25 protein-coding genes are annotated in these 25,036 nt (G+C 65.5%); 4 read left to right on the top strand and 21 right to left on the bottom strand.

The window, feature by feature from the left end; translation table 11 throughout:
• Position 1: 1 nt before the first annotated feature.
• From ACYVGC_RS23035 to ACYVGC_RS23000, 8 genes are all read right to left on the bottom strand, one after another.
• Positions 2-3,157: an efflux RND transporter permease subunit gene (locus tag ACYVGC_RS23035; protein WP_460586193.1), complete on the bottom strand. Its 3,156-nt coding sequence runs from the start codon at positions 3,155-3,157 to the stop codon at positions 2-4.
• Positions 3,154-4,224 (bottom strand): efflux RND transporter periplasmic adaptor subunit, encoded by a 1,071-nt coding sequence (locus tag ACYVGC_RS23030; RefSeq protein ID WP_460586192.1) that lies wholly within the window; start codon positions 4,222-4,224, stop codon positions 3,154-3,156. The genes ACYVGC_RS23035 and ACYVGC_RS23030 overlap by 4 nt, the downstream gene beginning before the upstream one ends.
• A gap of 26 nt (positions 4,225-4,250) precedes the next feature.
• A complete protein-coding gene (locus tag ACYVGC_RS23025) occupies positions 4,251-5,906 on the bottom strand; it encodes an FAD-dependent monooxygenase (RefSeq protein ID WP_460586191.1) in 1,656 nt (551 codons plus the stop codon).
• Complete coding sequence (mhpA, locus tag ACYVGC_RS23020) at positions 5,906-7,519, bottom strand: bifunctional 3-(3-hydroxy-phenyl)propionate/3-hydroxycinnamic acid hydroxylase MhpA (protein ID WP_460586190.1); 1,614 nt, start codon at positions 7,517-7,519, stop codon at positions 5,906-5,908. The genes ACYVGC_RS23025 and mhpA overlap by 1 nt, the downstream gene beginning before the upstream one ends.
• A 166-nt stretch (positions 7,520-7,685) precedes the next feature.
• Positions 7,686-8,717, bottom strand: a complete 1,032-nt coding sequence (locus ACYVGC_RS23015) for a fumarylacetoacetate hydrolase family protein (RefSeq protein WP_460586189.1) — start codon at positions 8,715-8,717, stop codon at positions 7,686-7,688.
• Between the two features lie 14 nt (positions 8,718-8,731).
• Positions 8,732-9,109, bottom strand: coding sequence for a DoxX family protein (locus ACYVGC_RS23010; RefSeq protein WP_460586188.1), 378 nt, complete (start codon positions 9,107-9,109; stop codon positions 8,732-8,734).
• Positions 9,110-9,260: 151 nt separating this feature from the next.
• Positions 9,261-9,953 (bottom strand): VOC family protein, encoded by a 693-nt coding sequence (locus tag ACYVGC_RS23005; RefSeq protein ID WP_460586187.1) that lies wholly within the window; start codon positions 9,951-9,953, stop codon positions 9,261-9,263.
• Positions 9,954-9,994: 41 nt separating this feature from the next.
• Positions 9,995-10,444, bottom strand: a complete 450-nt coding sequence (locus tag ACYVGC_RS23000) for a VOC family protein (protein WP_460586186.1) — start codon at positions 10,442-10,444, stop codon at positions 9,995-9,997.
• Between the two features lie 324 nt (positions 10,445-10,768).
• Between ACYVGC_RS23000 and ACYVGC_RS22995 the strand changes: the two genes are divergently transcribed.
• Together ACYVGC_RS22995 and ACYVGC_RS22990 are read left to right on the top strand one after the other, a co-directional pair.
• On the top strand, positions 10,769-11,446 hold the full coding sequence (locus ACYVGC_RS22995; RefSeq protein ID WP_460586185.1) for a TetR/AcrR family transcriptional regulator: 678 nt from the start codon (positions 10,769-10,771) through the stop codon (positions 11,444-11,446).
• A 49-nt stretch (positions 11,447-11,495) separates the two neighbouring features.
• The gene (locus ACYVGC_RS22990) at positions 11,496-13,430 is read left to right on the top strand and encodes an acyl-CoA synthetase (protein WP_460586184.1); all 1,935 of its coding nucleotides are present in this window, start codon (positions 11,496-11,498) and stop codon (positions 13,428-13,430) included.
• Between the two features lie 35 nt (positions 13,431-13,465).
• On the opposite strand, the gene ACYVGC_RS22985 is transcribed toward ACYVGC_RS22990, so the two are convergent.
• Positions 13,466-13,633 (bottom strand): hypothetical protein, encoded by a 168-nt coding sequence (locus ACYVGC_RS22985; protein WP_460586183.1) that lies wholly within the window; start codon positions 13,631-13,633, stop codon positions 13,466-13,468.
• Positions 13,634-13,720: 87 nt separating this feature from the next.
• Here ACYVGC_RS22985 and ACYVGC_RS22980 point away from each other — a divergent pair, with 87 nt between their 5' ends.
• On the top strand, positions 13,721-14,461 hold the full coding sequence (locus tag ACYVGC_RS22980) for an SDR family oxidoreductase (protein ID WP_460586182.1): 741 nt from the start codon (positions 13,721-13,723) through the stop codon (positions 14,459-14,461).
• A gap of 447 nt (positions 14,462-14,908) precedes the next feature.
• Complete coding sequence (locus ACYVGC_RS22975; RefSeq protein WP_460586181.1) at positions 14,909-15,043, top strand: SDR family NAD(P)-dependent oxidoreductase; 135 nt, start codon at positions 14,909-14,911, stop codon at positions 15,041-15,043.
• Positions 15,044-15,291: 248 nt separating this feature from the next.
• Here the strand turns inward: ACYVGC_RS22975 and ACYVGC_RS22970 are convergent, their stop codons facing one another.
• From ACYVGC_RS22970 to ACYVGC_RS22915, 12 genes are all read right to left on the bottom strand, one after another.
• A complete protein-coding gene (locus ACYVGC_RS22970) occupies positions 15,292-16,203 on the bottom strand; it encodes an SDR family oxidoreductase (RefSeq protein WP_460586180.1) in 912 nt (303 codons plus the stop codon).
• 99 nt (positions 16,204-16,302) lie between these two features.
• Complete coding sequence (locus ACYVGC_RS22965; protein ID WP_460586179.1) at positions 16,303-16,563, bottom strand: hypothetical protein; 261 nt, start codon at positions 16,561-16,563, stop codon at positions 16,303-16,305.
• An 84-nt stretch (positions 16,564-16,647) separates the two neighbouring features.
• Positions 16,648-19,191 carry a glycosyltransferase family protein gene (glgP, locus tag ACYVGC_RS22960; protein ID WP_460586178.1) on the bottom strand — a complete coding sequence of 848 codons (2,544 nt, stop codon included), beginning with the start codon at positions 19,189-19,191 and terminating at the stop codon, positions 16,648-16,650.
• On the bottom strand, positions 19,188-19,370 hold the full coding sequence (locus ACYVGC_RS22955; RefSeq protein ID WP_460586210.1) for a hypothetical protein: 183 nt from the start codon (positions 19,368-19,370) through the stop codon (positions 19,188-19,190). Before ACYVGC_RS22955 ends, glgP begins: the two co-directional genes overlap by 4 nt.
• Positions 19,367-19,498, bottom strand: a complete 132-nt coding sequence (locus tag ACYVGC_RS22950; RefSeq protein WP_460586177.1) for a hypothetical protein — start codon at positions 19,496-19,498, stop codon at positions 19,367-19,369. Before ACYVGC_RS22950 ends, ACYVGC_RS22955 begins: the two co-directional genes overlap by 4 nt.
• A 34-nt stretch (positions 19,499-19,532) precedes the next feature.
• Entirely contained in the window at positions 19,533-20,336 is an 804-nt protein-coding gene (tpiA, locus tag ACYVGC_RS22945; RefSeq protein ID WP_460586176.1) for a triose-phosphate isomerase family protein, read from the bottom strand.
• Between the two features lie 101 nt (positions 20,337-20,437).
• Positions 20,438-20,938, bottom strand: coding sequence for a general stress protein (locus tag ACYVGC_RS22940; RefSeq protein ID WP_460586175.1), 501 nt, complete (start codon positions 20,936-20,938; stop codon positions 20,438-20,440).
• 186 nt (positions 20,939-21,124) lie between these two features.
• Positions 21,125-21,574 carry a BLUF domain-containing protein gene (locus ACYVGC_RS22935; RefSeq protein ID WP_460586174.1) on the bottom strand — a complete coding sequence of 150 codons (450 nt, stop codon included), beginning with the start codon at positions 21,572-21,574 and terminating at the stop codon, positions 21,125-21,127.
• 136 nt (positions 21,575-21,710) lie between these two features.
• Positions 21,711-22,043 carry a thioredoxin family protein gene (locus ACYVGC_RS22930; protein ID WP_460586173.1) on the bottom strand — a complete coding sequence of 111 codons (333 nt, stop codon included), beginning with the start codon at positions 22,041-22,043 and terminating at the stop codon, positions 21,711-21,713.
• Positions 22,044-22,214: 171 nt separating this feature from the next.
• The gene (locus ACYVGC_RS22925) at positions 22,215-23,204 is read right to left on the bottom strand and encodes an MlaD family protein (RefSeq protein WP_460586172.1); all 990 of its coding nucleotides are present in this window, start codon (positions 23,202-23,204) and stop codon (positions 22,215-22,217) included.
• A gap of 177 nt (positions 23,205-23,381) precedes the next feature.
• The gene (locus ACYVGC_RS22920) at positions 23,382-24,161 is read right to left on the bottom strand and encodes an ABC transporter ATP-binding protein (RefSeq protein ID WP_460586171.1); all 780 of its coding nucleotides are present in this window, start codon (positions 24,159-24,161) and stop codon (positions 23,382-23,384) included.
• 29 nt (positions 24,162-24,190) lie between these two features.
• Positions 24,191-24,949, bottom strand: a complete 759-nt coding sequence (locus ACYVGC_RS22915) for an MlaE family ABC transporter permease (protein ID WP_460586170.1) — start codon at positions 24,947-24,949, stop codon at positions 24,191-24,193.
• Positions 24,950-25,036: the final 87 nt, after the last annotated feature.

The raw sequence follows: 25,036 nt of genomic DNA, 5'->3' as shown, positions 1-25,036 counted from the left end.
GCTAATGGGCTGGGGCCGGAGCGGCCGTAACGGATGGGGCAACGTCGGCATCGTCTTCGCCGGCCACCGTCGAGAGCTTGTCTTCGAGCTTCACCACGCGCGAAAACAGCACCGGGATGACGAGCAGGGCCATGAACATGGAAAACACCAGGCCCACGGCGATGACGCTGGCCAGGGGGCTCCACATCGGCGAGCCCGACAAAATCATGGGCAGCACGCCGATGGCCGCCGCCATGGTGGTGAGGAAAATGGGCCGCAGCCGCCGCTTGCCGGCCTCGATGGCCGCCGTGCGCACGTCCAGGCCGTGGTGCACGATGAGCTCGTTGGCAAAATCGACCAGGATGATGGCGTTGCGCACCACGATGCCCGAAAGGCTAATCAGCCCCAGAAAAGCCGTGAAGCCGAACGGATTGCCCGTGAGCACCAGCCCCATAATGGCCCCGAACAAGCTGAGCGGAATGCTGCTCATTACCAAAAACGTTTCCTTGAGGTTGCGGAACTGGAAGAGCAGGATGAGGAAGATGAGCACCAGGCTGATGCCCAGGGCCATGACCATCTGCCCGAAGGTTTCCTTCTGGTTTTCGACCTCGCCGCCGTACTCGATGCGGTAGCCGGGCGGCAGGCGCAGCTGCGCGATTTTGGGCTGCACCACCTTCAGCAGCTGCGAGGGCAGCACGCCGCCCGTGGTTTCGCTCTGCACCGTGAGGGTGCGCACGCCGTTGCGGTGCATGAGGCGGCCGGTTTGCCACTCGGGCACCAGGTCGGCCACCTGGCGCAGGGGCACCCGCGCCCCGGTGGCGGGCGAGGCCAGGTACAGGTTTTCGAGGCCGTTGTAGTTGCTGCGCTGGGCCGAGTCGAGCTGCATCACGATGCTCAGCGGGTTGTCGCCCTCGTACCAGGTGGCCACCGGCGCGCCCGCGAAGCCCGTGCCGATGGTCTGGGCCACGCTGCTGGTGGTGAAGCCCAGGCGGCTGGCCTCCGGCTTGAGGCGCACGGTGAGGCCGTAGTAGTCGTTCATGAAGTCGGTACGCACCAGGTAGTGGCCTTTTTCGCCCTCCAGCAGGCGCTGCACCCGCTGGCCCAGCTGCTTGAGCTGCACCACGTCGTCGCCGATGATGCGCACCTCGATGGGCGCTTTGGTGGGGGCCCCCTGCTGCATGAGGCGCACCTGCGGCCGGCCGTTGGGCACGAGGTCGGCCACGCGGCGGGTGAGGTCGGCGGCCAGCTCGTTGGTTTGCTCCTCGGTGTGGGTGTTCACGAGCAGCTGCCCGTAGTTGGGGGTGGGCGGCTCGGGGCTGAAATTGTAGTAGAAGCGCGGCGCGGCCGTGCCCACGAAGCTGGCGTAGTCCACCACGCGCTTGTCCTGCTTGAGCACCTGCTCCACGCGGGCCACGGCCTGCCGGGTGGTTTCGAGGCGGGTGCCGGTGGGCATCCAGATTTCGACCACGAACTGGCTGCGCTCGGCCGCCGGGAAAAAGCGCTGCTTCACGGTGCGAAACAGCAGCCCGCCCGCGATTATCGAAGCAAAGCCCAGGCCGATGGTGAGCACCGGGGCCCGCATGCACACGCCCAGGAGCCGCTCGTAGCCGGTCTGCATCCGGTCGAGCAGCGAGAACTTTTTCTTCGCGGGGGCCTCGGGGGCGGCCTCCGGCTTGGGGCCGGCCACCGCGTGCAAACCCTTCTTAATGAAGGTGTAGCAGAGCAGCGGCGTGAGCACCATGGCCACCACGAACGACGAGGCCAGCGCCACGGCAATGGTGATGGGCAGGCTGCGGATGAACTCGCCCACCGAGCCGGTGAGGATGACCATCGGCAGGAACGAGGCGATGATGGTGAGCGTGGCCGTAAGCACCGGAATGACCAGGTTAGTGGCGCTGCGCCAGGCCGCCTCCCAGCGGTCGAGGCCCTCGTCGAGCAGCTCCACGTAGTTGTCGGCAATCACGATGGCGTCGTCCACCACCATGCCCAGCACCACGATGAGCGCCGCCAGCGACACCTGGTGCAGCTCGATGCCGAGCGCATTCATCACGGCAAACGTCACGGCCACCGTCACCGGAATGGCCATTGCCGCCACCGAGGCAATGCTGAACGGCAGCAGCAGCATGCACACCAGCACCACCGACAAGATGGCCAGGAAAAACTCGCGCACGAAGTGGCTGATGCTGGTTTGCACCACTTCCGGCTGGTCCACGATGGTGCTCACGGCCAAATCGGCGGGCAGCAGCGGACGCGTTTCGGCGAGCTGGGCGCGCACGGCCTTGCCAAAATCCACGATGTTGTTGCCCTCCAGCATCTCCACCGACAGCAGCAGGGCCCGCCGCCCGTCCACCCGAATCAGGGAAGTGGGCTCGGCGTAGCGGCGCTGCACGGCGGCCACGTCGCGGATGCGGATGACCTGGCCAGTTTGCGAGGCCCCCACAATCTGGTCGGCAATCTGCTGCTCCGACGTGAAGGGGCCGGCCGTGTGCAGCGGCACGTCGGCGGTGCCCACCTTCACGTCGCCGCTGGGGCTGATGTTGTTTTGCGACTGCACCACCTGGGCCACCTGTTGCAGGTTGAGGTTGTACTGGGCCAGCTTTTCGGAGCTGGCCGTGAGGGCCAGCTGCTCGGGCTGCTCGCCGTAGCGCTTTATTTTCGACACGCCCTTCACCCGCCGCAGCCCGGCCTCGATGGTCTGCAAATACTGCTTCAGCTCCTCGTAGCTGAGCCGCTCCGACTCCACGGCCACGAGCATGGCCACGGTGTCGCCAAAATCGGTGTTCACCAGCGGCCCGCGCACGCCCTGGGGTAGGTCCACGGCCTTGGCCGTGTTCAGCTCGTGGCGCAGCTTCGACCAGAACACGTCGGGCTCCTTCACGCTCTCGTTCAGCTCCACGTTGATAATCACCTGGCCATCACGGGTGGTCGAGTAAGTTTTGGCCTTGCGCACCTCGGCAAAGCGAAACAGGTATTCCTCCAGCTTCTGGGTCACCTGCTCCTCCACCTGCACGGCGTTGGCCCCCGGAAAGTAGGCTATCACCAGCCCCTGCCGCACGGTGATTTTGGGGTCTTCGCGCCGGGGCATGGTCAGCAGCGAGTACGCCCCGGCCAGAAAGGCCAGCAGCAGCACGGCCAGCGTCACCTGCGGGTTGCGCAGCGATGATTTTACGACGTTCATAGCGCGGAGGAAGGGGGGGTAGAAAGTTGGATGGCGGCCCCGTCGCGCAGCCGCTGCTGCCCGCCTACCACCACTTGCTCGCCAGCGCGCAGGCCGCTGGTAATTTCCACGCCCTGGTCGAGCACGCTGCCCACCGCCACGCGGCGGCGGAAGGCCCGCCGGCGCTGCGCGTCGGCCACGAACACGTAGGTCAGCTGGTCGGCGTCGCGCACCACGGCCTCGCCGGGCACGGTGAGGGCCTGCACTTGCCGCGTCGAGCGCAGCGCCGCCTCGGCCACCATGCCGGGCCGAAGCAGGCCACCCGCGTTGGGCAGGGCAATTTTGACCGAGTAGGTGCGCGAGGCCGGGTCGGCCACCGGGCCCACCGCCTCGATGCGGCCCGTGAAGGTGGAGTCGAGGGCCGGAATGCGAACCCGCGCCGGCAGGCCCACGCGGGTTTCGCCCACTTCGGACTCGGGCACGGCGGCCCGCATCACCAGCCGGCCGTCGCTCACGATGGTGAACACCGGCGTGCCCTGGCCCACCACCTGGCCGGGCTCGGTGCCGCGCCGGGCCAGGTGGCCGGTGAGGGGCGACAGCAGGCGGGTGTCGCGCACGTTCTTGGCCGCCTGGTCTTGCTGGGCGCGGGCCTGGGCCACGGCGGTCTGGGCCTGGTTGAAGTCGCTGGCCGTGAGGCTGCCCCGGTCAAACATGATTTTGAGGCGGCCGTACTGGTCCTGGGCGCGGGCCAGCGCGGCGTTGGCCGCGTCCAGGGCAAACTGGTAGCTGGCCCCGTCGAGGGTGGCCAGCACTTGGCCCTTGCGCACCGCGCCCCCCTCGCGCACCCGCACTTCCCGCACCTGCCCGGCCAGCACGAAGCCCAGGTTCACGGTCTGGTCGGCTTCGAGCGCGCCGCTCACCGGCACCGCCTGGTTCTGGCTGATGCTGCGCACCGGCTGCGTGAGCACCGTTACGGCGGTTTCGGGCGGGGCCTGCTGGGTGGCGTCGGGCTTGCTCTGGCAGCCGGCCAGGGCGGCCAGCGCGGCCAGCGCAAACAGCAGCGCGGGCCGGGGCAGTGTTTTTTTCATATAATAAGTTGCTATGAGGAAGGTTATCAGCCCGCGCCGCGCACCCGGTGCAAAAGGGGCAAGCAATTGTCGGGCAGGGTGTTGCCGCGCCAGGCGACGTGCTGGTCGGGGCGCACGAGCACAAATTTTTTCTCGTAGATGCGGGCCAGCTGCGGCTCGTGAAACACCCGGATTTGCAGGGGCACGCCCACGGCTTCGGCGGCGGCCCGCAGCGGCATGCCCTGGGCCGCCGACCCGCCCAGGATGAGGAGCGTGAAGCCCGCCCCCAGCAGGTCGAACACCGCCGTGCCGTCTTCGCGGAAGGCGCTGGGCAAGCGTGCTCCGCTGTGGGTGGTGGGCAGGTACTGGCGCGCCGGGCCGGCCGGCTCCACTTCGGTATCGGGGCACACCACGGGCGAGGCCAGGTAGCGGTAGCCGATTTCAATGCCCAGCGACTCATAAAGCCGGGGCATTTCGGCCTCGAACAGCGCCTGGGCCTGCCGCCGGGCCTCCTGCCCGGCTACGGAGTTATCGAGCAGGTGCGGGCTCAGGGGTGTCAGGATGGCGGCGGCGGCGGCGGCGCACTGCTGCGCGTGGTCGCGGTTGCGGCCGGCCACGGGCCGGCGCTCGGCCTCGTAGCTGGCCAGCAGGTGGTCGCCGCCCCAGCCCTGCACGAGCGCGGCCAGCTTCCAGGCCAGGTTGTGGGCTTCGGCCAGGCCGGTGTCCAGGCCCAGGCCGCCGGGGGGCAGGTACTGGTGGGTGGCCTCGCCGGCAATGAACACGCGCCCGCGCCCAAACGACTCGGCCACCCGCGACTGCGGGCTCCAGGGGCCGCTTTGCACGATTTTGTAGCGCACTTGCCGGCCCAGGGCCGCGTCCACCAGCTGCTCCACGGTTTCGCCGGGGCCGGGGCCAGTGGCCCGGTGCAGCACGTAGTCGTCGCGGTGCGCGTCGGGGGCCACGAGCAGGCCCGCGAAGCCCGGCCGGCACAGCCAGGTGTGCCAGTAGGCTTCCCGCTGGGGAAATAATTCCCTGATTTCACTCGACCGCAGGTGGATGCGGAACGCCTCGCTCGTCACGTCGCGCAGGCCGTCGTAGTCGATGTTGAGGAAGTTGCGCACCCGGCTGTCGGCCCCGTCGCAGCCGATGAGGTAGCGGGCCCGGACGTGCTGGTTTTTCCAGGTTTCTACGTGCTGAATCAGGGCCGTAACCCCGTCATTGTCCTGCTCAAAGCCAAAGAGTTTCCAGCCAAAGCGCAGGTCGATAGCGGCCTCGGCGCGGGCGCGGTCCAGCAGCACCGGCTCCAGCTGCGCTTGCGCGATGCGCTGCATGGGCTCCAGCGGCAGGCTGCCATCGGTGCCGGCCCGGATGGTGGCGGTGGCTTCGGCCACGGACTGGTACGCCAGGTGCCGGCGGCCGTCGAGCAAGCCGTAGGGGCCATATTGGCCCTCGCTGGCCGCCGGGGCGTAGGCCACGGCTTGGCTGGCCGCCCGCGGGTTGCCCTGGGCCCGGATGGCCTCAGCCAGCCCCAGCTGGCGGAATATTTCCATCGAGCGGCAGTTCACCGCCTCCGGCCAGGGCTGGCTGGTCGTGTCCGGGCGCTCGTTCACGAGGGTGGCTTGCACGCCCAAGCGGCTCAGGGCCAGGGCCAGCGTGAGGCCCACCGGGCCCCCGCCGATTATCAGTACGTCGGTGGTCAGCATCAGGCAACGGCGGGTTGGAGGTGGGCCACCGCGGGAAACTGCCGGGTAAAGTCCGCCGCGATGGTAGCAAAATCAGTCACTTTTCCGCCGTCGTACACGTAGCGGTCGGGCCGGATGAGCACGAAATCCACGCCGTGCTCCGCGAACCAGTCCATTAGCCGGCCGTCGGTGTCGCCCATGGCTTCGGCCGCCGGGGCACTCGTGGGGGCGAAGGCCACCAGGCGGCAGGCCACCGGCAGGGGCTGCCGGGCCAGCTGCGCCCGCAGCGCGGGCGCGGCGCTGGCCCGCGCCAGCACGGCAAAGCCCGGCCCCAGCACTTCATCCAGCAGCACGGGCGTGCCGGTGGCGGGGCTGACCTTGGGCTGAATGGCCAGGTGCCCCACCAGCTGGGGCCGCCGCTGCCCCAGCAGGCCGTGGCTGATTGGCCGCTTGCGGTTGGCCTGCTCATAAATGAACTTACGCAACGCCGGCAGCGCCTGGGCCGGCCGAAACATCAGGTTGTTGCGCAAAAAGGCCACCCAGGGCTTCTTGGTCTGGATGAGGCTGCCCAGAAACATGGCCCCGTTTATGATGTGCCGGACGTGCGCCCTGCGCTCCGACTCGTAGGTATCGAGCAGCTGCTCCGTGGCCTGGCCCCGCAGGACCAGGTCGAGCCGCCAGCCCAGCACGTTCGCGTCGCGCACGCCCGCGCACATGCCCTGGCCCAGGAAGGGCGGCATCTGGTGGGCCGCGTCGCCGGCCAGCAGCAGGCGGCCGTTGCGCCACTTTTCGGCCCACAGCGCGTGAAATTTGTAGTAGGCAATGCGCGTGATTTCAATCGTGCGCAGGTCCACGAACGGCTTGAGCTGCTGGCGCACCAGGTAGGGGTCGGTGGCCTGCTGCTCGGTTTTGCCGCCGGTCACCATAAACTGCCATTCGTAGTAGTTGCCGGCCATTGGCACGTAGGTCACGGGCTGGTGGGGGTTGCAGTACTGGCGGTGCTCTTTGGGCAGGTTGGGGTCTTTCTTGCCCGAAATCGTTTTGGTATCCACCACCACCCAGGGCTCCTCAAAATCGGCCGAGGTGAGCGTGAGGCCGGCCGCCTTGCGCACCAGGCTCTTGCCCCCGTCGCAGCCCACCAGGTAGCGGGCGCGCAGCGGGCCGGTGCGCCCGTCCGGGTGGCGCACCGTCACCGTTACCCCGCTGGTATCCTGCGCGATGGCCGTTACCTCCGCGCCCAGGTAGGTCACCACGTTGGCATACCGCTTCATCCCGTCGTGGAAGTGCTGCTCAAGCGTAGGCTGGTGAAACCAGTAGGCCCCGCGGTAGCCGTAGCGATAATCCTGCGTGCCGATAGGAGTGCGGTACATGGGTTTGCCGGTGGGCGTGAGCGGCATTTCGATGCCCCAGAACGCCTCGCTGGTGCGCTCGATTTCCCCGGCCAGCCCGATGGACTGAAACACGCGCAGAATCTCGTCGTCGAAGTGCACGGCGCGGGGCGCGTAGTACAGGTCTTCCTCGCGCTCGATGCCGGCCACTGACCAGCCGTACTGGCCCAGAATATTGGCCAGCACCGCCCCCGTAGGCCCCAGGCCAACGATGAGCACGTCGTAAATTTCAGCAGGTTGCGCCATGTGCAGTGGGGTGGGATTTGGGGAGCAGATAAACAGGTTCTTAACTTCTGGCTGGTGTTGCGTAGCGTCGTCGTGCTGGCGTTCGCCTCACCCCCTAGCCCCCTCTCCGAAAAGGAGAGGGGGAACTAGTGCTAGTTCTAAAAATCTAGTCTTCGTCCGACTACAACTAGAGGCTAGTTCCCCCTCTCCTTTTCGGAGAGGGGGCTAGGGGGCTAGGGGGTGAGGCGGATGCGGCCACGATGCGGTTGTTCAATTCGCCCAAATCCAGCTGGCCGTCGGCGGTGCGAATGCGGCAGTTCACCTCATCGCCGGGCTGGAGGAAGCGGCCGTTGCCGGCTTGCAGGGCCACGAGCTTGTCCACCTGCTGGTCGTTGTTGAAAAACAGGCCGGCCATTTTCTGCTTGAAAGCGCTGGGGGCCACAATGGCCACCCCACCCGGCGTGCCGGTGAGCAGGCAGTCGCCGGCCGCCAGGTCGGTGAAAGTGGACGCTTCGCTGAGGGTTTCAGCGGGCTTGAAAATGAGCTGGCTGGTGCGGGCCTGCTGGCGCACTTGCCCATTCACGGTCAGCGTTAGCTCCAGCTCGTAGAGGCGCTGCCAGTCGGCCGCGTCGGGGATGAACAGGTAGGGGCCCACCGGGCACAGCGTGCGGTAGCTTTTGCCCCGGTACCACTGCCGGAACGTGGCCCGAAACATGAGGTCGCGCGGCGAGTAGTCGTTGGCCACCAGCCAGCCCGCCACCACCTGCGGCAGCTCGGCCTCGGTGATGGTGCGCGGCGCATCGATGTCCTGCCCCAGCACCAGCCCCAGCTCAATCTCGTAGTCAAAGAGCTGACAACCCGCGGGAATCACCACCGCGTCGAGCGGCCCGGTCAGGGCGCTTTCGTCCTTGCGAAAAAACAGGTTGTGGCTCGATTCGCGGGCGTGGCCCGACTCGGCGCGGTGGTCGGCGTAGTTGAGGCCCTGGCAGAGCAGGCGCGTGGGCCGCGTGAGGGGCGAAAGCAGCCGCACGCTGGCCAGCGGCACCGTGGCCGCGCCGGGCTGCCGGGCCAGCGCCGCGGCTTCGGCCAGCCCGCCGCCGAGCAGCAGCGCCCGCAGCGAGGCATGGGCCGTGGGCAGGGGCGCAATGCGCCGCTGGTGCAATACGCCCCACCGGGGCGCGGCCGTAGCCACCTGATAATGAACGAGGGAGTAACCCATGAGGCGGGAAAAGCTTAGCGTGAAATCGAAAAAAGAAGCGGGCTGGCCGGCGGCCACACCAGGTAGCCCAGGCCCAGCAGCAGCGCGAGCACCAGCAGCGGCACGCGCACGTGGGCGGCGGGCATCCGGTGCCGTAGCAGCACCAGCACCGCGCCCACCATCAGCAGGGCCAGCCCGCCCACGGCCAGCAGCCGGAAGCGCGGCACCCAGAGCAGCGCCGCGCCGGCCAGCTCCACCACGGCCAGCGCGTACATGAAGGCGAGCGGCAGGCCCCACCGGCGGTAGGAAGCCACCTGCTTCCCGGCCAATTTGGAAACCGCCGCGCCCACAAACACCAGCGTCAGCACCGCCGCCAGGCCCGGAATCAGATAAGATGACGCAGCGTTAAGCATTTGAAAGCGAGTTATTTGTGTTTAAGGGCTGGTGCGGAGCCGGTCCGGTCCGCCGGCTTTTTCGCCGGCCGACCGGTTGTCGTTGGTATCTCCTGGCTTAGCAACGAAAACCGGTCGGCCGGCTGAAAAAGCCGGCGGACCGGGGCTTGCGTCACGCCTGGGGGGTGGCGCTGGTCCAGCCCGAGCGTTCGGTGCCCTTGCGGGTGCCGTAGCGCTGGCGGTAGTTCTCGATGGTGTCCATGTCGTAGAAAAACTCGATGTTGTGGCCGTCCGCGTCGTACACGTAGAGGGCCACGTTGCCGCCCGTTTCGCCGTCGCCGCCGGGGGCGTTGTTATGCTTCACCGGCCCGTAGCTCACGAAGTAGCCCTGGGCCCGCAGCTGCTGGGCCAGCGCAAACGTGGTCTGGCCCGCTGCCAGCTCGAAGGCAATGTGGAAGAAGCCCCGGTCGGAGGTTTCCACCACCTGGTTGCGGGCGTTGCGCCGCTCGATGAGCACCAGGCATTCGGGTTGGTCACTGGCGCTCAGGTAGGCGCAGTGCAGCACGGTGCCGGGCGCAAACGGGTGCGGCTCGGGCGCGGCGCGGCGGGCCAGGACCAGGCCCGCCGCCCGCTCGTACCAGGCAATGGCCCGGTCCAGGTTTTCCACGTAGAGCGAGTGCTGCCCCAGCTGCCGCACCCCCGAGGGCTGAAACACGCCATAATCGAACGTTTTATTGGAGCGGCGCTTCCCGGTGAGGGTGGCGGGCAGCAAAATCAGCTCCCGCACCAGCGGCAGCCGCAGCAGCGGGCTGATGCGGGTTTTGAACTTGCTCAGGTGGGGCGGGTTGGGGTGAATACGGGCCATGACGAGGGGCAGTAAAGGGATGGGAAAGCCGGGAGCAGGCGCTAGCCCAGCACTTCCAGCCAGTGGCCGTTGGGGTCGGGGAAGTGAATGGCGGCCTGGCCCGGCATCAGCGTGCGCGATTTCAGCACGCTGCCTTCGCGCACGGCCACCCCGCGCCGCTGTAGCCGCGTCCGCAGCTCGGCCAGCGGGAGCGTGTCGGGGTTCAGCTGCATCGAGAAATACAGAAACTCGTCGTGGTCGAGCTGCACGTTCGGGTTGGTTACCAGGCAGATATCGTGGTGGTAATGCCCGAAGCTGAAAAAATTCATCGTGTTGGCCGACAGGCGCATGGCCGCGCTGCTGTCGGGGTGGTTCTTGGCCGAAAACTGGAGGTCGAACACCGACTCGTAGAACTCGCGCGATTCGTCCATATCCCGCACGTAGAAAACGGTGTGCTGGAGCCGGGCCGCCCGCACCGGGCCCGCCGTCGAAATAAGAGAGGAAGCAGCCATGACGAAACGAGGGAAATTGAAAAATTTAGGACAAAGTCATAGTACGCGGACAAAAAAAGAGCGACCCCGCTAGTTACTACCCTTGCAAGACCTCCTGGGGCGGGCAAATAACCGCGCCGGACGCTGCGCGAATCGCGGCGGTAATCTCCAAATAAGCTATTGATTTTAAATGCGTTAAGTAGGATTCGGTAAACGCGGCACAGACTTTCTTTTGCGTTGTCATAGGACAAATATACACGGATTATGACAAAGTCATAATTTTTGTTCGTAGTTTTCGGTCTGGAACGGCGGCCAACTTTTTGGCGGCGGCTTTCTTTTCGACGAATGGACATTAAAGAGCAGATTTTGACGGCCGGCCTGGCCCGCTTCAACAGCCAGGGCGTGAGCCAGACCACCGTGCGGCACATCACCACGGAGCTGGGCATTGGCCTGGGGCATTTCAGCTATTATTTCCGCAAGAAAGACGACCTGATTAATGCCCTTTACCTGCGCTGGATTGACGAATTGGAGGCCCACGTCACGCCCTTCACCAGCGGCACGGTGGAGGTGCAGTTTGCCCACCTGCTGGGCAGCGTGCGCGAAGCCACGCGCATCATATACCGCTATAAGTTTCTGATGCTCGACTGGGCCGGCATCATGCGCACCGTGGAGCCCGTGCGGCAGCACTACCGCCAGCACATTGCCCGGCGGCGGCAGGAGCTGATGGCGCTGTTCTCGCAGCTCGTGGCCGATGGCTACTACCGCCCCCCGGCCCACCCGCAGCAGCTGCTCATGCTGGTGGATGCCACGTTCATCCTGGAAAACTTCTGGGTGGTGTACGCCGAAATCCTGTCCGAAGACCGCACCGAGGCGCAGCAGGTAGAGCATTTCACGCAGCTCTACTTCACCCTGATTGGCATGGGCCTGACCGAGAAAGGCACCGCCGCCCTGCAACAGGCCTTTGCCTCGCTGCCCGCGTCGGCCGTGCCCCCGGAGCCCGCGCCGCCCACGCCCGCCGCGTAGCCCGCGCCGGCGGCGCGGCGTTCCCATTCAATCCCAATCCCACCCACTCATGTCTGGTTATCAGAACCTGGCCGATATTCTGGCCCTGGAAGCAACGCCGCTGGCCGCCCGCCCGGTGCCCGCCCACACCCTGGCCCTGCTGGAGCGCGGGGCCGCCCGCAACCCGCAGGCCCTGGCGCTGCGCTTCGTGTTCAGCGGCGAGCGCCCCACCGAATCGGTCGATTTCACCTACCAGCAGCTGCTGGCGCACTGCTACCAGACGGCCAACCTGCTGCACGAGCTGGGCGTGGGCCCCACCGACGTGGTGTCGTACCTGCTGCCCAACCTGCCCGAAACGCACTTTACGCTCTGGGGCGGGCAGGCGGCGGGCATCGTGAACCCCATCAACCCGCTGCTGGAGCCGGCCCACATCGCCGACATCCTGAATGCGTCGGGCACCAAGGTGCTGGTCACGCTGCGGGCCTTCCCCCAAACCGACCTCTGGCAGAAAGCGCAGGCCGTGGCGGCCCTGGTGCCCACGCTGCACACCATCGTCACGGTTGATATGCTGCCCTACCTGCCCCTGGCCCAGCGCCTGGCCGTGGGGGCGCTGCGCCTGGCCCAGGGCCGCCCCGCGCTGGCCGGCCGGCGGGTGGTCGATTTTGCCACCGCCCGCCGCCGCCAGCCCGCCGACCGCCTCGTGTCGGGCCGCCGCCTGCGGCCCACCGACGTGGCCTGCTACTTCCACACCGGGGGTACCACGGGCCAACCCAAAATCGCGCCCCTCACCCACTACAACCTCACCAGCGTGAGCTACTCGGCCGCGCAGCTGCTGGGCGGCGAGGCGACGGCCGAGCGGCTGGTGTTCTTCTGCGGCCTGCCGCTGTTCCACGTCAATGGCGTGGTGGTGACGGGCAGCGTGCCGTGGCTGCTGGGCCACACCGTGGTGCTGGGCAGCCCGCAGGGCTACCGGGGGCCGGGCATTCTCAACAATTTCTGGCACCTGGTGGCGCACTACCGCCTGTCGCTGTTCAGCGGCGTGCCCACTATTTTCAGCCGTTTGCTCGATTTGCCGGTGGCCGGGCACGACCTCAGCTCGCTGCGCTACGCCATCTGCGGGGCCGCGCCCCTGCCCGTCGAGTTGATTCGGGCCTTCGAGGCGCGCACCCAACTGCGGCTGGTCGAGGGCTACGGCTTCACCGAGGGCAGCTGCATCAGCACGGTGGGGCCGGTGGCGGGGCCGCCCATGCCCGGCAGCATCGGCCTGCGCGTGCCCTTCCAGGACGTGCGCGTGCTCATCTTGGATGAGCAAACCGGCCAGTACCAGCGCGAGGCCGCCCCCGACGAGAGCGGCGTTATCGTGGTACGCGGCAGCAACATCTTCGGCGGCTACCTGCAACCCGAGCACAACCAGGGCCTTTGGGTGGACACCGGCGACGGCCAGGGCCCGTTCTACAACACCGGCGACCTGGGCCGGGTCGATGCTCAGGGCAGCTTCTACATCACCGGCCGCAAGAAGGAGCTCATCATCCGCGGCGGCCACAACATCGACCCCAAGGTGATTGAGGAAGCCCTAGCGGCTCACCCGGCCGTGGCCCTGGCCGCCGCCATCGGCAGCCCCGACGTCCACGCCGGCGAGCTGCCCGTGGCCTATGTCACGCTCGTGGCCGGCCAGCAGGTGACGGAAGCCGAGCTGCTGGCCTTCGCCGAGGCGCGCATCCCGGAGCGGGCCGCCGTGCCCAAAAACATCTACATCGCCGCCGAGCTGCCCCTCACCGCCATCGGCAAAATCTTCAAGCCGGCCCTGGTCAAGCAGGAAATTACGCGCAGCTACGGCCGCCAGCTGGCCACCATCCCCGGCCTCACGGGGCACACCATCGCGGTGCGCGACGACAAGCAGCGCGGCCTGGTGGCGGAGCTCAGCATCACCGGCCCGGCCACGGAGGCGCAGGTGCACGCGGCCCTGCTGGGCATGGCCGTGCCGTATGAGGTGCGGCTAAAGTAGCGTCTGGTCGTCATTGCGCCGGAACTGCTGCCGGCTTATTTCTGCTCGCCACGGAGCGGGCCGGGCGGGGCTACCCCCGTGTCCTGGCCCGCTACGAAGCACCACTGAGCCCCTTTTTTCACGTACACTCCCAAACGATGCACCACCAAGTGAGCCTCGCCGCCGGGCGTGCCCAGCACCAGCTTGCCGCGCCAGTTGCGCACGGCCGTGGTACTGCCGTAAATGGGGTGTTGTTAAACAAACAGGGTAGAACCTCCAACCCGAACGCCAACTATTCTCTCCTTTTGAACATGAATCGGTTTCAAAATAAGTTTGTTTTGATTACGGGTGGTACCAGCGGTATGGGCCTGGCCGGAGCCCGCCGGATTGTCGCGGAGGGAGGCCAAGTGCTCATTACAGGCCGCCACCCAGAGCGACTTACCGCGCTCCGAGAAGAGTTGCCGAAGGATATTGACTTCTTGGCTAATGACGCGGCGCGACCGTTGGATGCAGAAGCACTAGCTGTTGCCGTGCGCGCTCTTAGGCCGTTGGACGGCGTATGGCTCAATGCGGGCTACGCGGCGCTAGGGACACCAGAATCAGTAACTGTCGAAGCATTCGACCAGATGATGGCCACTAACGTTCGCGGGCCAGTCTTGCAGTTGGTTCAGCTATCCCCCCTACTTAAGTCAGGCGCTTCTATCGTCCTCACTTCATCTAGCTCCACTTATGAAGGGGCCGCGCTGACAAGTCTGTACGCCGCTACAAAAGGAGCATTGGTGGCCTTAGCCCGTTCGTGGGCCGTGGCGCTTGCGCCGCGTGGTATCCGGGTCAATGTGCTCATACCGGGCCCAATTGACACGAACTTCCGGGACTTTCTCTCGCCAGAAGCCCGCACGAATTTTGAGCAGTTTATCGTTGGACAAGTACCACTGGGGCGCGCCGGCACGGCTGAAGAAGCAGCTGCTGTAGCCCTGTTCTTACTTTCTTCCGACTCGGCATATGTGACGGGAAGTCAATACGCAGTAGACGGTGGGCTGCTCCTACGATGAATAACGGGTGTTGTTAAACGAATAGGGCAAAACTTCGGACTCAGTTGCCTGCCTTCTTAGCTTATTACCCTATCAGAGAGCCGAAGTCAGCATGACTCAAAAATGAGACAGTTGTACCACTTGGTCTTTTTATAGCAGCAGGGGAATAATACTACGCTTAGAAGCTTCTATGTTTGAGTTCATAATGCTATTAAGAAGGCCCGCACGGCTATCGTGGCTGAGACGCACTGCCGGGGGTAGTATAAGAGTTGGAACAGAAAACATCGGCAGGAAAAATCTGCGTGGGCGGTCGTCTCGAAAAACGGACGTTTTCTGAGGCACTAACACCCATCATATTTCCATAACGGGAATTTCTGTTCTTACTCTTGCGCTACCCCTATCATCAACGTCGGGAGCGGGCTCGGCTCGCTTACGCTCGCCGCCGACCCCAGTGGGGCGTACCGGCCATTGTTCAGCGTGGGGTATGCCGCCTCCAAAACTGCGCTCAACGCCGTGACCTTGGCCTTCGCCATTGAGCTGGAGCAGACCAACATCAGCGTCAACGTGGTGAGCCCGGGCCACACAAAAACGGCTCTGATATAACTTCACTGGCACCGAGACCGTCGAGCAGGGTGCGCGCGACATCGTGCGCATGGCCCTTGACGTGGACGGGCCTACCGGCACCTTCACGGAGCCGGGGGGCGTACTTCCCTGGTAGCCGGTTTTACGAGGCCACGACTGTCGTAGCCGGTTTACTGGCGATGCCTCCGAAAATAGCATTTTACCTCAAAACCAATTCGACAACAGTATACCGTCGTAACGAGAACCCGCCATCCTCCGGGACCATACACCTAGCCAAACGCCGGCGCGTAGTCGCGGGCAAACGCGGCGAAAGTGCGCGGGGGCTGGCCGGTTGCCTCCTGCACGCCCCCGGCCAGGGTGGCGGCTTCGCCGCGGTGGTAGTGGGCGTAATCCTCCACCAGCCCGTCCGCCATCCAGGCGTTCATGCCCATCTTGAGCAGAAACTGCCGTAGATTTTCCGGGCTCACGTCCACAAACGTGATGGGGCGGTGCAGGGCTGCGCTCAGCCCGGCGGCCATCTCGGCGTGGGTGAGCGCCTGCGGGCCGGTCAGGTCGTAGGTTTTGTTGGCGTGGCCGGGCGCGGTCAGGGCGGCGGCGGCAGCAGCGATATCACGCACGTCCACGACGCTGACGCGGGCCTCGCCGATAGGGGCAAAAAACTGGCCCTGCTGCTGGATGGCGGCCTTAAACGCCAGCAAGCCCTGCATAAACAGATTGGGCCGCAGGAAGGTGTACGCCAGGCCGCTGGCCCGGATGGCTTGTTCGACCGCGGCGTGGTAGCGCAAAAACCGCACCGGCGAGTCGGCGGCAGCGGCCCACTGCGACTGCTTGACCAGGTGGCGAACCCCGGCTTGCCGGGCCTGCTCGACAAATCCCAGCTGCTGGGCTTCGGCCTGCGCCGAAGAGGGCGTGAGCAGAAACGCCCGCTCGATGCCGGCCAACGCCCGCCCCAGGCTGGCCGGGTCGTCGAAGTCGCCGGCCACGACCTCCGCCCCCGGCAAGGCCCGCAGCGCCTGCGCCGACGGTGCGTCCGGGGTGCGCACCATCGCCCGGAAGGACACGCCCTGGGCGGCGAGCTGCTTGGTGAGTTCAGTGCCGATGTTGCCTGTAGCGCCGGTAATAAGCAGAGCCGACGCGATGCCAGCGGCCGGGGTGGCGGCCAAAGATGCGGGAGTAGTCATAGGAGAAAAAAGTTGGGTGTTGTTAAATAAATAGGGTAAAACCACCGGGGCAGTAAGTAAACCGCTTCGTTGCGCGTGATAAGGCGAGGCTTGCCGCGTCTACCCGCGCGTGGGTGGTGATGGCTGATGCACGATTAATTCGTCTACTTCCAGCCGGCCAATACGCAGCCGACGAATGGTGCCCCGGTTCAGACGCAGCTGCCCGATGGCCAGGGTGCCCACGGCCAGCGCGCCGATGGCCAGGGCCCCGACCGCGAGAGCTCCTAGGGCCGTTGCGCTGATAGCCAGTCCTTTGATTTTTAACTGTTTGAAGGTTTGGCCAGTGGTTACTGGCGTGGAAGGAGGGGTAGGGGCTTGCATGAGGAAGTGGAAAATAAGCGCCGCGTAGCGGCCCGTGAAAAATCAATTGTTAAAGGAGCGGAAAACGACGCTCGCCGGGGCCCCTCAGTGCTGCCATAGAATCCGGCCGTCTTCCAGCGGCACCGCGATGCCCTCGTAGGTGGGCAGCATGCGGGCCGTGAAATCACCAGCGGGCCGGGTGGTTGTGACCAAAGCCTGGTAGTGGTAAGTACCGTCGGCGCTGCGGGCCGCGTCCGGCACCAGTGGAATGCGCAGGGGTGCCTCGCCGGGAAGGGCGTTCGCGTACAGCTCCACCAGCACCTGGTCGGGGGGTAGTACGCCCAGCCTCACGGGCACGTGAAACAGGTAGCCATTGGCGACGGCCTCCGTTTGCACCACACCAAAGGCTAGCTTATCCCACTCATTATCAATTTTCTGGCGTAGCTGCACGATGGCCGCACCGGCCGCGCCCTTATTGGCAGCCCGTTGGGCGTAGCGGGTGGCGGCGGGCAGGTAGTAGCCTTCCGTGTACTCGCGCACGGTGCGGTTGGCCGAGAACTGCGGGGTAAGGGTGGCCATGCTCTGGCGCATCCGCTCGACCCAGCGGGCGGGGATACCGCGCGCGTCGCGCTGGTAAAATTCGGGCACTACCTGGGTTTCGAGCAGGGTGTAGAGCGCGGTGGCTTCGGCGGCATCCCAGGCGGGGTCGTCTCCGTGCTCCTGCTCGTCGCCCAGCGCCCAGCCCACGGCGGGGGTGTAGGCCTCGGCCCACCAGCCGTCGAGCTCCGAGAGGTTGAGGCCGCCGTTCACGAGCACCTTCATGCCGCTGGTGCCGCAGGCCTCCCAGGGCCGGCGGGGCGTGTTCAGCCACACATCGACGCCCTGCACCAGGTGCTCGGCTAGCAGCAGGTCATAGTCACTCAGAAAGACTACGTGCTGGTACAGGTTGTGCTGCGCAATGAACTGCATCCACTGCTGAATCAGGGCCTTGCCGCCCTCGTCGAAGGGTGGGGCCTTGCCGGCCAGTACCAGCTGCACGGGCCGCTCACGGTTGGTCAGCAGCCGAATGAACCGCTCGGGGTCGTGCAGCAGCAGGTTAGGCCGCTTGTAGGCCACGAAGCGGCGGGCAAAGCCGATGGTTAAGGTATTCCCATCGAATACTTTGCTGGCGATATCGACCAGCTCCGGCGGCTGGCCCGACACGGTGAACTGCCGGGTCAGCCGCGCGCGGGTGTAGGCCACCAGGTTCTGGCGGCAGCTGGTGCGCAGTTGCCACAGGGGCTCGTCGGGCACCTGGCCGAGGTGCGCGGCTAAGGCGTCGAGGTCGCCGCGCCACCGGTCCTTGCCGCAGGCGGTGGTCCAGAGGGCATCGGCGGCTTCGGCGTCCCAGCTGGGCATGTGCACGCCGTTGGTGACGTGGCCCACGGGCACCTCCCCGGTGGGCCAGCGCGGAAATAGCGCCCCGAACAGCTGCCGGCTCACCGCGCCGTGCAGGCGGCTCACGCCGTTCACGGCCCCGGCGCCCCGAATGGCCAGAAACGCCATGTTGAAGCTCTCGTCCGGATTGGTCGGGCTGAGTCGGCCCAGGGCCATGAGCGCGTCGAAATCAAGGCCTAATTCCTGCCGGGCGTAATCGCCCAGAAACTGGCTCATCAGCGCCGGGCTGAAGTGGTCGAAGCCCGCCGCCACGGCCGTGTGGGTGGTAAACAGGTTGCCGGGGCGCGTCACGGCCAGCGCCGCCTCGAATGACAGGCCGGTGGCCTGCATCAGCGTGCGGGCGCGCTCCAGCACCACAAAGGCCGCGTGGCCCTCGTTGAGGTGACACACTTCGGGCTTAATATTCAGCGCCTGAAGCAGCTGCCAGCCGCCAATACCCAAGATGATTTCCTGCTGAATGCGCAGCTCCATGCCCCCGCCGTACAGCTCGGCCGTGAGGCCGCGGTGCACCGGCAGGTTGGCCGCGTCGTTGCTGTCGAGCAGGTAGAGCATAATACTGCCCACCCGCACCTGCCAGGTGCGCAGCCACACCGGGAAGCCCGAGAGCGTAATCGGCAGCCGCAGCCACTCGCCGCTGGGCAGCCGCAGCGGGGTAATGGGCAACTGGCCGGGGTCGTTGTAGGGAAACAGGGCCTGCTGGGCGCCCTGGCGGTCAATTTCCTGCCGGAAATACCCCTGCTGGTAGAGTAGGCCCACCGCCACCACGGGCACGCCCAGGTCGCTGGCCGCTTTGAGCTGGTCGCCGGCCACGTTGCCCAGCCCGCCTACGTAAATGGGTAGCGCCTCGCTCAGCATGTACTCCATGCTGAAATACGCCACGCAGGTGAGCGGCGAGTCCGGGTGCTGGGCCTGAAACCACTTGGGGCTAGCGGCAACCTGCTCCTTGTGGGCCAGCAGCGCGGCCATTTGCGCCTGAAAAGCGGGGGCGGCGAGGCACTGTTGCAGGGCCTCGCGCGAGGCGGTTTGCAGCACTACCCAGGGGTTGTGGGTGCGCTCCCACAGCTCGGCGTCGAGCTGCCGCCAGAGCGTATCGGCCGCGTGGTTCCACGACCATTGCAGGTCTAGGGCCAACGCTACCAGCGTGTCGAGGCCAGCCGTTTCGGCAGGCAAAAACCCGTGGTAGCGGCTGAAATTCAGGTTATCCGCGTTCATGCTGCCGGGGATTGGGGAGAGGTAGAAGTGGCCAGGGCGGTATCGACCATGGCTTGGGCCTGCGTCAGAATTGAGGTTAGGTGTTCCTGCCCCAAAAAGCTCTCGGCGTAAATCTTGTAGATGGCTTCCGTGCCAGAGGGGCGGGCGGCAAACCAGCCGTTCTGCGTCGTTACTTTCAGCCCGCCAATGGGCGCGTGGTTGCCACGGCGGGGTCGGGCGCGTCGGTGTAGTAGGCCGCGACGAGCTGGGGCACGTTGACCAGGATTTCGGGCGGGGCCGGCTTGCCGGCCAAAGGACTGATTTTCATGGGGGTGACAGGTGATTTTACCCGCATTCTACGGCTAGCGGGTGGCCCCGACGGCATCGGCCTGGGCCGCCGCCCGCTGCGCCGCCCGCACTAGGGCCAGGAATTCGGGCGCGTGCAGCGAAGCACCGCCAATCAGACCGCCATCTATATCAGGTTTGCGGAAAAGCGCCGCCGCGTTTTGGGGCCTGACGCTCCCGCCGTACAGCAGCGGAATACCCTGCGCGATACGCATACTATACTGGCCAGCAATATGTTGGCGCAAGGCGGCGTGCATGGCCTGGGCCTGCGCCGCCGAGGCCGCCACCCCCGTGCCGATGGCCCACAGCGGCTCGTAGGCGATGAGTAGGCGGCTAAACGCCTCGGCCGGTAACTGAAAAAGACTCTCGCTCAGCTGGTTTTTAACAAAGCCGAGGTAATCGCCCCCGGCGCGCAGCTCAGCCGATTCGCCGCAGCAGAAAATGGCGCGCAGGCCGCTGGCGAGGGCGCTGGTTACCTTGGCTGCCACTACCTCATTGGTTTCCCCGAAGTAGTGCCGCCGCTCGCTGTGCCCCACCACCACGTACGCTACCCCGGCGGAGTGCAGCATCGAAGCCGAAATCTCGCCCGTGTAGGCCCCCGCCGCCTGCGCGGCGCAGTTTTGCGCCCCCACCCACGCCCCACTGCCGGGCAGCAGGTAGGCCCGCGCCGTAGTTAGGTACAGTGCCGGCGGGCACACCACCACCGTTACTTGCGGGGCCGCGTCCGCTTGCAGGCTCTGAGCGATGGCCGCCAGCAGGGCCGTGGCTTCCGGCAGCGTGGTGTTCATCTTCCAGTTGCCGACAATGATTTTCTGACGCATAACGCATTGATGATTAGCCACAACGTGGCGACCGGACCGTAAAAGCGCGGGCCAGGTGAAGTTCACCTGGCCCGCGCCTGCCAATGGGTTGGGTTATCGGGCTACGCCGCCGCCAGCTCGCCTACGCCCAGGATTTCGCGGGCGCGGGCCACCTCGGCGGCCGTGCCGTGGGCCACGAGCAGGTATTTGCCGGCCTTGATTTCCGTCTCGTAGTCTAGCACGCTGTTTTCGGGGATGCCGATGCTGGCCAGCGCTCCGGCCAGCGCGCTGATGGTGCCGCCCACCACCGCGCCTTCGAGGGCGGCGACCAAGGCGGCCACTATCGGCCCGGCCAGCAACAGGGGCCCTACCCCCGGCACCAAGAAGAAAGCGGAGCCGAACAATAGGCTCCAGATACTGCCCCAAAAGGCCCCGGTGCCGCCCCAGTTCAGCATCCGGTCGCCGAGGTTGTAGTAGCCTACCACTTTCTCCTCGGTGTGCGCGCCTTGGCCCACGATGGAGAGCTGCTTTAAGTTGTAGCCGCTGGCTTGCAACTCCTCCACGGCCTGCTCGGCTTGCTCGTGCGTGTCGTAAAGGTTGGATAAGAGAGGTTCGTTCTTCATCAGGGAGGGGGTAATACTTAGTGAGTGCTGCCCGCCCGGGCCGGCGAGCGCGGTGCGGGAGTAGCCAGACAAGATTACGCCCCCTCCAAAGCGGGTAGCATGACGGAAATCAGGCCCGGAGGTGACAATTTGCAGCTTCGGGTTAGTTGGCTAGCTGCCTGTTGTTTATGACCCGTCGGTTGACGGCTATAAGTAGCCGTTAGGCTCGAATTCGTGGTTGGCCACGAAGTTCAGCAGCACCTGAAGCAGTTCGGGGCGCACGCGGGGCTGCGGGGCGAATAACACGAGTTCGGCGGGAGTAGCGGCCGCCAGCAGCGCGTGCAGCTCCGTGGCGTTGGCGATGCGGAAGCCCATGTTCCAGTCGGCAAAGCTGCGCTCGGCGCAGGCCCCGGCCCCCAGCAAACGGCAGCGGTGGTGGCGCGGGTCGGCCACAATGTGGCCGTAGTATAAGGTTCGCACCACCTCCTCCTCGCCCTCCAGAATCTGCAAAAACCGCCCATCGGGCGTGTGCAGCAGCAGGCCCGAAAGGTGATGCGCGCGGTTGAAAGTGCGGGCCTGGTGCAGCAGGGCGGTGAGCGCCGCCGTATCGAAGGGCCGTAGCGCCTGGCTCTGGTAAAGAAGGTGGTAGAGGCCCATAGTAGCAGCGTGAAGTAGCGCCCACCCGAAACAGCCGGGTAATTTCCCCGTCCCCGTCATACGTAGCAGTAGGCAAACTGCACTACTAAGCATGATTATCAGCTGATTTTGAGTGCAAAAAAACACCCGATTGCGCCTAGCCGGCCGCTGGCTCCACCGCGCCGGGCGGCGCGAGCTTGCTCAGTAGCTCCGCCACGATAAACTCGCCTTCGGGCAGGCCCTGCCGGCGCCACAGCTCCACGCCGCGCCGCACCAGCACAAAGGCCGGCAAATCGACGGGCGCAAAGCTGTGCACCACCACCGGGTAGCTGCCCTCGTCCACGGTCAGCACCCGGATGACGCTCCCCAGCCGCTGCTGCAAGGCCTGGAGCGCCGCCAGCGTGGCTGCCCGTACCGGCTGGGCCGTGCCCACGGGCGGCAGCAGCACCAGCAGCACCGTGGCCTCGGCGGCCGGGGAAGAATTAGGCAAAGCGGTAGCTAAAGGCATGGCGGTCGAGCGGCTTACAGCAGAAAAAGTAGCTAGCGGTAAAACTACCATTTTTCCGTGCCCCCCGGTATGACTATTCAGGCGCAAGTAGTTGATATGTATCATACTAATCGACTTAAGGTTAACGGTAGCTTTCGTTTAATCAGCTTCCTGCTACCGCCCTAGGTGAGCCGCTGAGTCGGCGGCCGCCCGGGCTTTTTGCTTGGCCTGCTTCTTAAAATAGCCGCGCAGCAGGAAGTTGTGCTGCAAGGCCGTCATGCTCTGGTCGAGCTTCTGGGTGCTCTGCTGCACGTTGCGTAGGCTCTGACGCACCTGCCGGGCGGCGGCCGTGTCGGCCAGTAGCGTGTGGACGGGGCCGCGGCCGGCCAGTAGTTGGTGCCGCAGGCCGGCCACGGTGGCGGCCAGCGTGTCGGTGGTGCTGGCCAGCTGCCGGCCGGCGTGCCCGAGCTGGGCAGGCAATTTGGTGTCCGTCACGAGGTAGCCCAGAGGCCCCCGGCCCTGGCGCACACCTTGCGTGAGTTGCGCGGCATCGGTGGCGGCGTGCTGCAATTGGGCACTGGCGGCCACGATGTGGCCCAGGCTTTGGCGCACATTAGCGGGTAATTGCTTATCATTCAGCAATTGCCAGAGGGCGCTGGTGTCGAGCTTGGTAGTCATCCGACGCAGGCTTTGGGTGATGACCACCAGGTTCTTATTCGAGATGTCGAGCGTGCCGAGCATGGCGTCGATGCTGGCCGGGGTTTTGGTGCGCAGCACGTCGCCCGCCTGCACGGCCGGGGCGGGGGCGGCCTGGGCCGTGAGGTTGATGATGGTGTTGCCCACCAGCCCGTCGGTGCCGATGGTGGCCACCGCATTTTGGCGCACGAAGCCCTCGGCATCTTTGCTCAGGCTCATGGATACGCGCACGGTGCTATCATTCAGCAGGTCAATGGCTTTGACGCTGCCCACGTTGATGCCGCCCAGGCGCACGCTGTTGCCCGTGAGCAGGCCCGACACGTTGCGAAAATCGGCCCGCACCACCACGCTGCGGCCGAACAGATTCTGCTGGCGGCCCATCAGGTACAGCAGCGCCAGCAAAAAGCCGACGCCTAGCACCATAAACAGGCCAAGGCGCACGGTATTACCGGGGGAGTTTTGGGGCATAATTGGGGAGAGGAATGTATATTCCGATTAAAAAATACGGGTCATGCTCATCTGGCGGCCACGCAGTGAAGCATCTCTACCGCTTCGTTGAATGGCTTGGAACAAGCGATAGAGATGCTTCACTGCGTGGCCACCAGATGAGTATGACGGCTTTTGTTTTTTATAATTCTTTGACAATCAGACAAAAAAGTCGTGTACCTGCGGGTCGGCATTCGCGCTCACCTCAGCGTAGGTGCCCTCGGCGTAGCAGCGGCCCTCGGCGAGCAGGGCCACGCGGTCGGCGGTGAGGCGCACGCAGGCCAGGTCGTGCGAGATGATGAGGGCCGAGGTGTTGTACTTGGTTTGCACGGCCCGGATGAGGTGGTCAATTTCGCGGCCCGTGATGGGGTCGAGGCCGGTGGTGGGCTCGTCGTAGAGAATGATGTCGGGCCGCAGGATGAGGGTGCGGGCCAGCGCGATGCGCTTGCGCATCCCGCCCGAGAGGGCGGCGGGCAGCAGTTCGGCCGTGTCGGCCAGGCCCACGTCTTCCAGCGCTTGCTTCACCAGTTCGGTTTCCTGGGCCGGGGTGTGGGCCAGCCACTGGCGGCGCAGCGGGAAAAGCAAGTTTTCGCGCACCGTCATGGAGTCGTAGAGGGCGTTGCTCTGGAAGAGGAAGCCCAGCTTAGTACGCAGCCGGTCGAGGCCGGCGTGGTCGAGGGACCCCACGTCCTGGCCCAGCACCGTGATGGTGCCCGCATCGGGCCGCAGCAGGCCGATAATGCACTTGATAAGCACCGACTTACCCGCGCCCGACTTGCCCATGACCACGATGTTTTCGCCCCGGTTGAGCGTCAGCGAAAAGTCTTGCAGCACGTGGTTTTCGCCGAAGGTCAGGCTCACACCGGCCACCGTGAGCACGGCCCCGGCCGGGGCGGGCGGGGTGGCAACGGCAGCAGCGGGAGCAGGGGTGGGGAGCATAAAAAACAAGGCAATTACCTGGTTGATAGTTAAATAAGCCCCAGCGCCGTGCTCACCAACACGGCCACCAGGTCGAGCAGGAACACGGCCAGCGAGCCAGCCACCACGGCCGAATTGGCGGCGCGGCCCACGCCGGCCGTGTCGTTGCTGGCGTAGTAGCCTTTGTAGCAGCTAATGAGACCGATGGCGAAGCCGAAAAAGAAGGTTTTTATCACCGCCGGCAGCACCTGGCCGAAGGTGAGCCGGCCCACTATGTGGTTGATAAACAGCATGAGCGTAGTCGAGCCCTGCATATTGACCCCCACAAAGGCCGAAAACAGCCCGATGGCATCGGAGAGCAGCGTGAGCACCGGCACCATGAGCGTGGCCGCCAGCACCCGCGTGACCACCAGGTACTTAAAGGGGTTGGTGCCCGACACGTCCATGGCGTCAATCTGCTCGGTCACGCGCATCGAGCTAAGCTCGGCCCCGATGTTGGAGCCCACCTTGCCGGCCACCATCAGGCCCGTGATGATGGGGCTCAGCTCCTGAATGATGGTGAGGCCCACCATAACCGGAATCCACGACTCGGCCCCGAACTGCACCATGGTGGGCCGCAGCCGCAGCGTGAGCACCAGCCCCATGATGAAGCCCGTAATACCCACCAGCGGCAGCGACTGGTAGCCGATGGCATAGCACTGATACAGAAACTCCTGCACCTCGTAGCGCGGCCGAAATCCCTCGCGGAAAAACCGCCCCGCAAACCGGGCGATGGTGCCGGTTTCGGCAAGCAGGGAGGTAACGGACACGGCTAGGGAATAGAGGAGGACGCAAAAGTATTGGCCCCAGCTACCCGGCCGGCATGACGTTTGGTACCCCAACCACCTGATTTTTAT

It is taken from the genome of Hymenobacter arcticus (assembly GCF_054779975.1).
The sequence above is the reverse complement of the archived record's forward strand: the minus strand, read 5'-3'. Positions and strand labels throughout refer to the sequence as shown.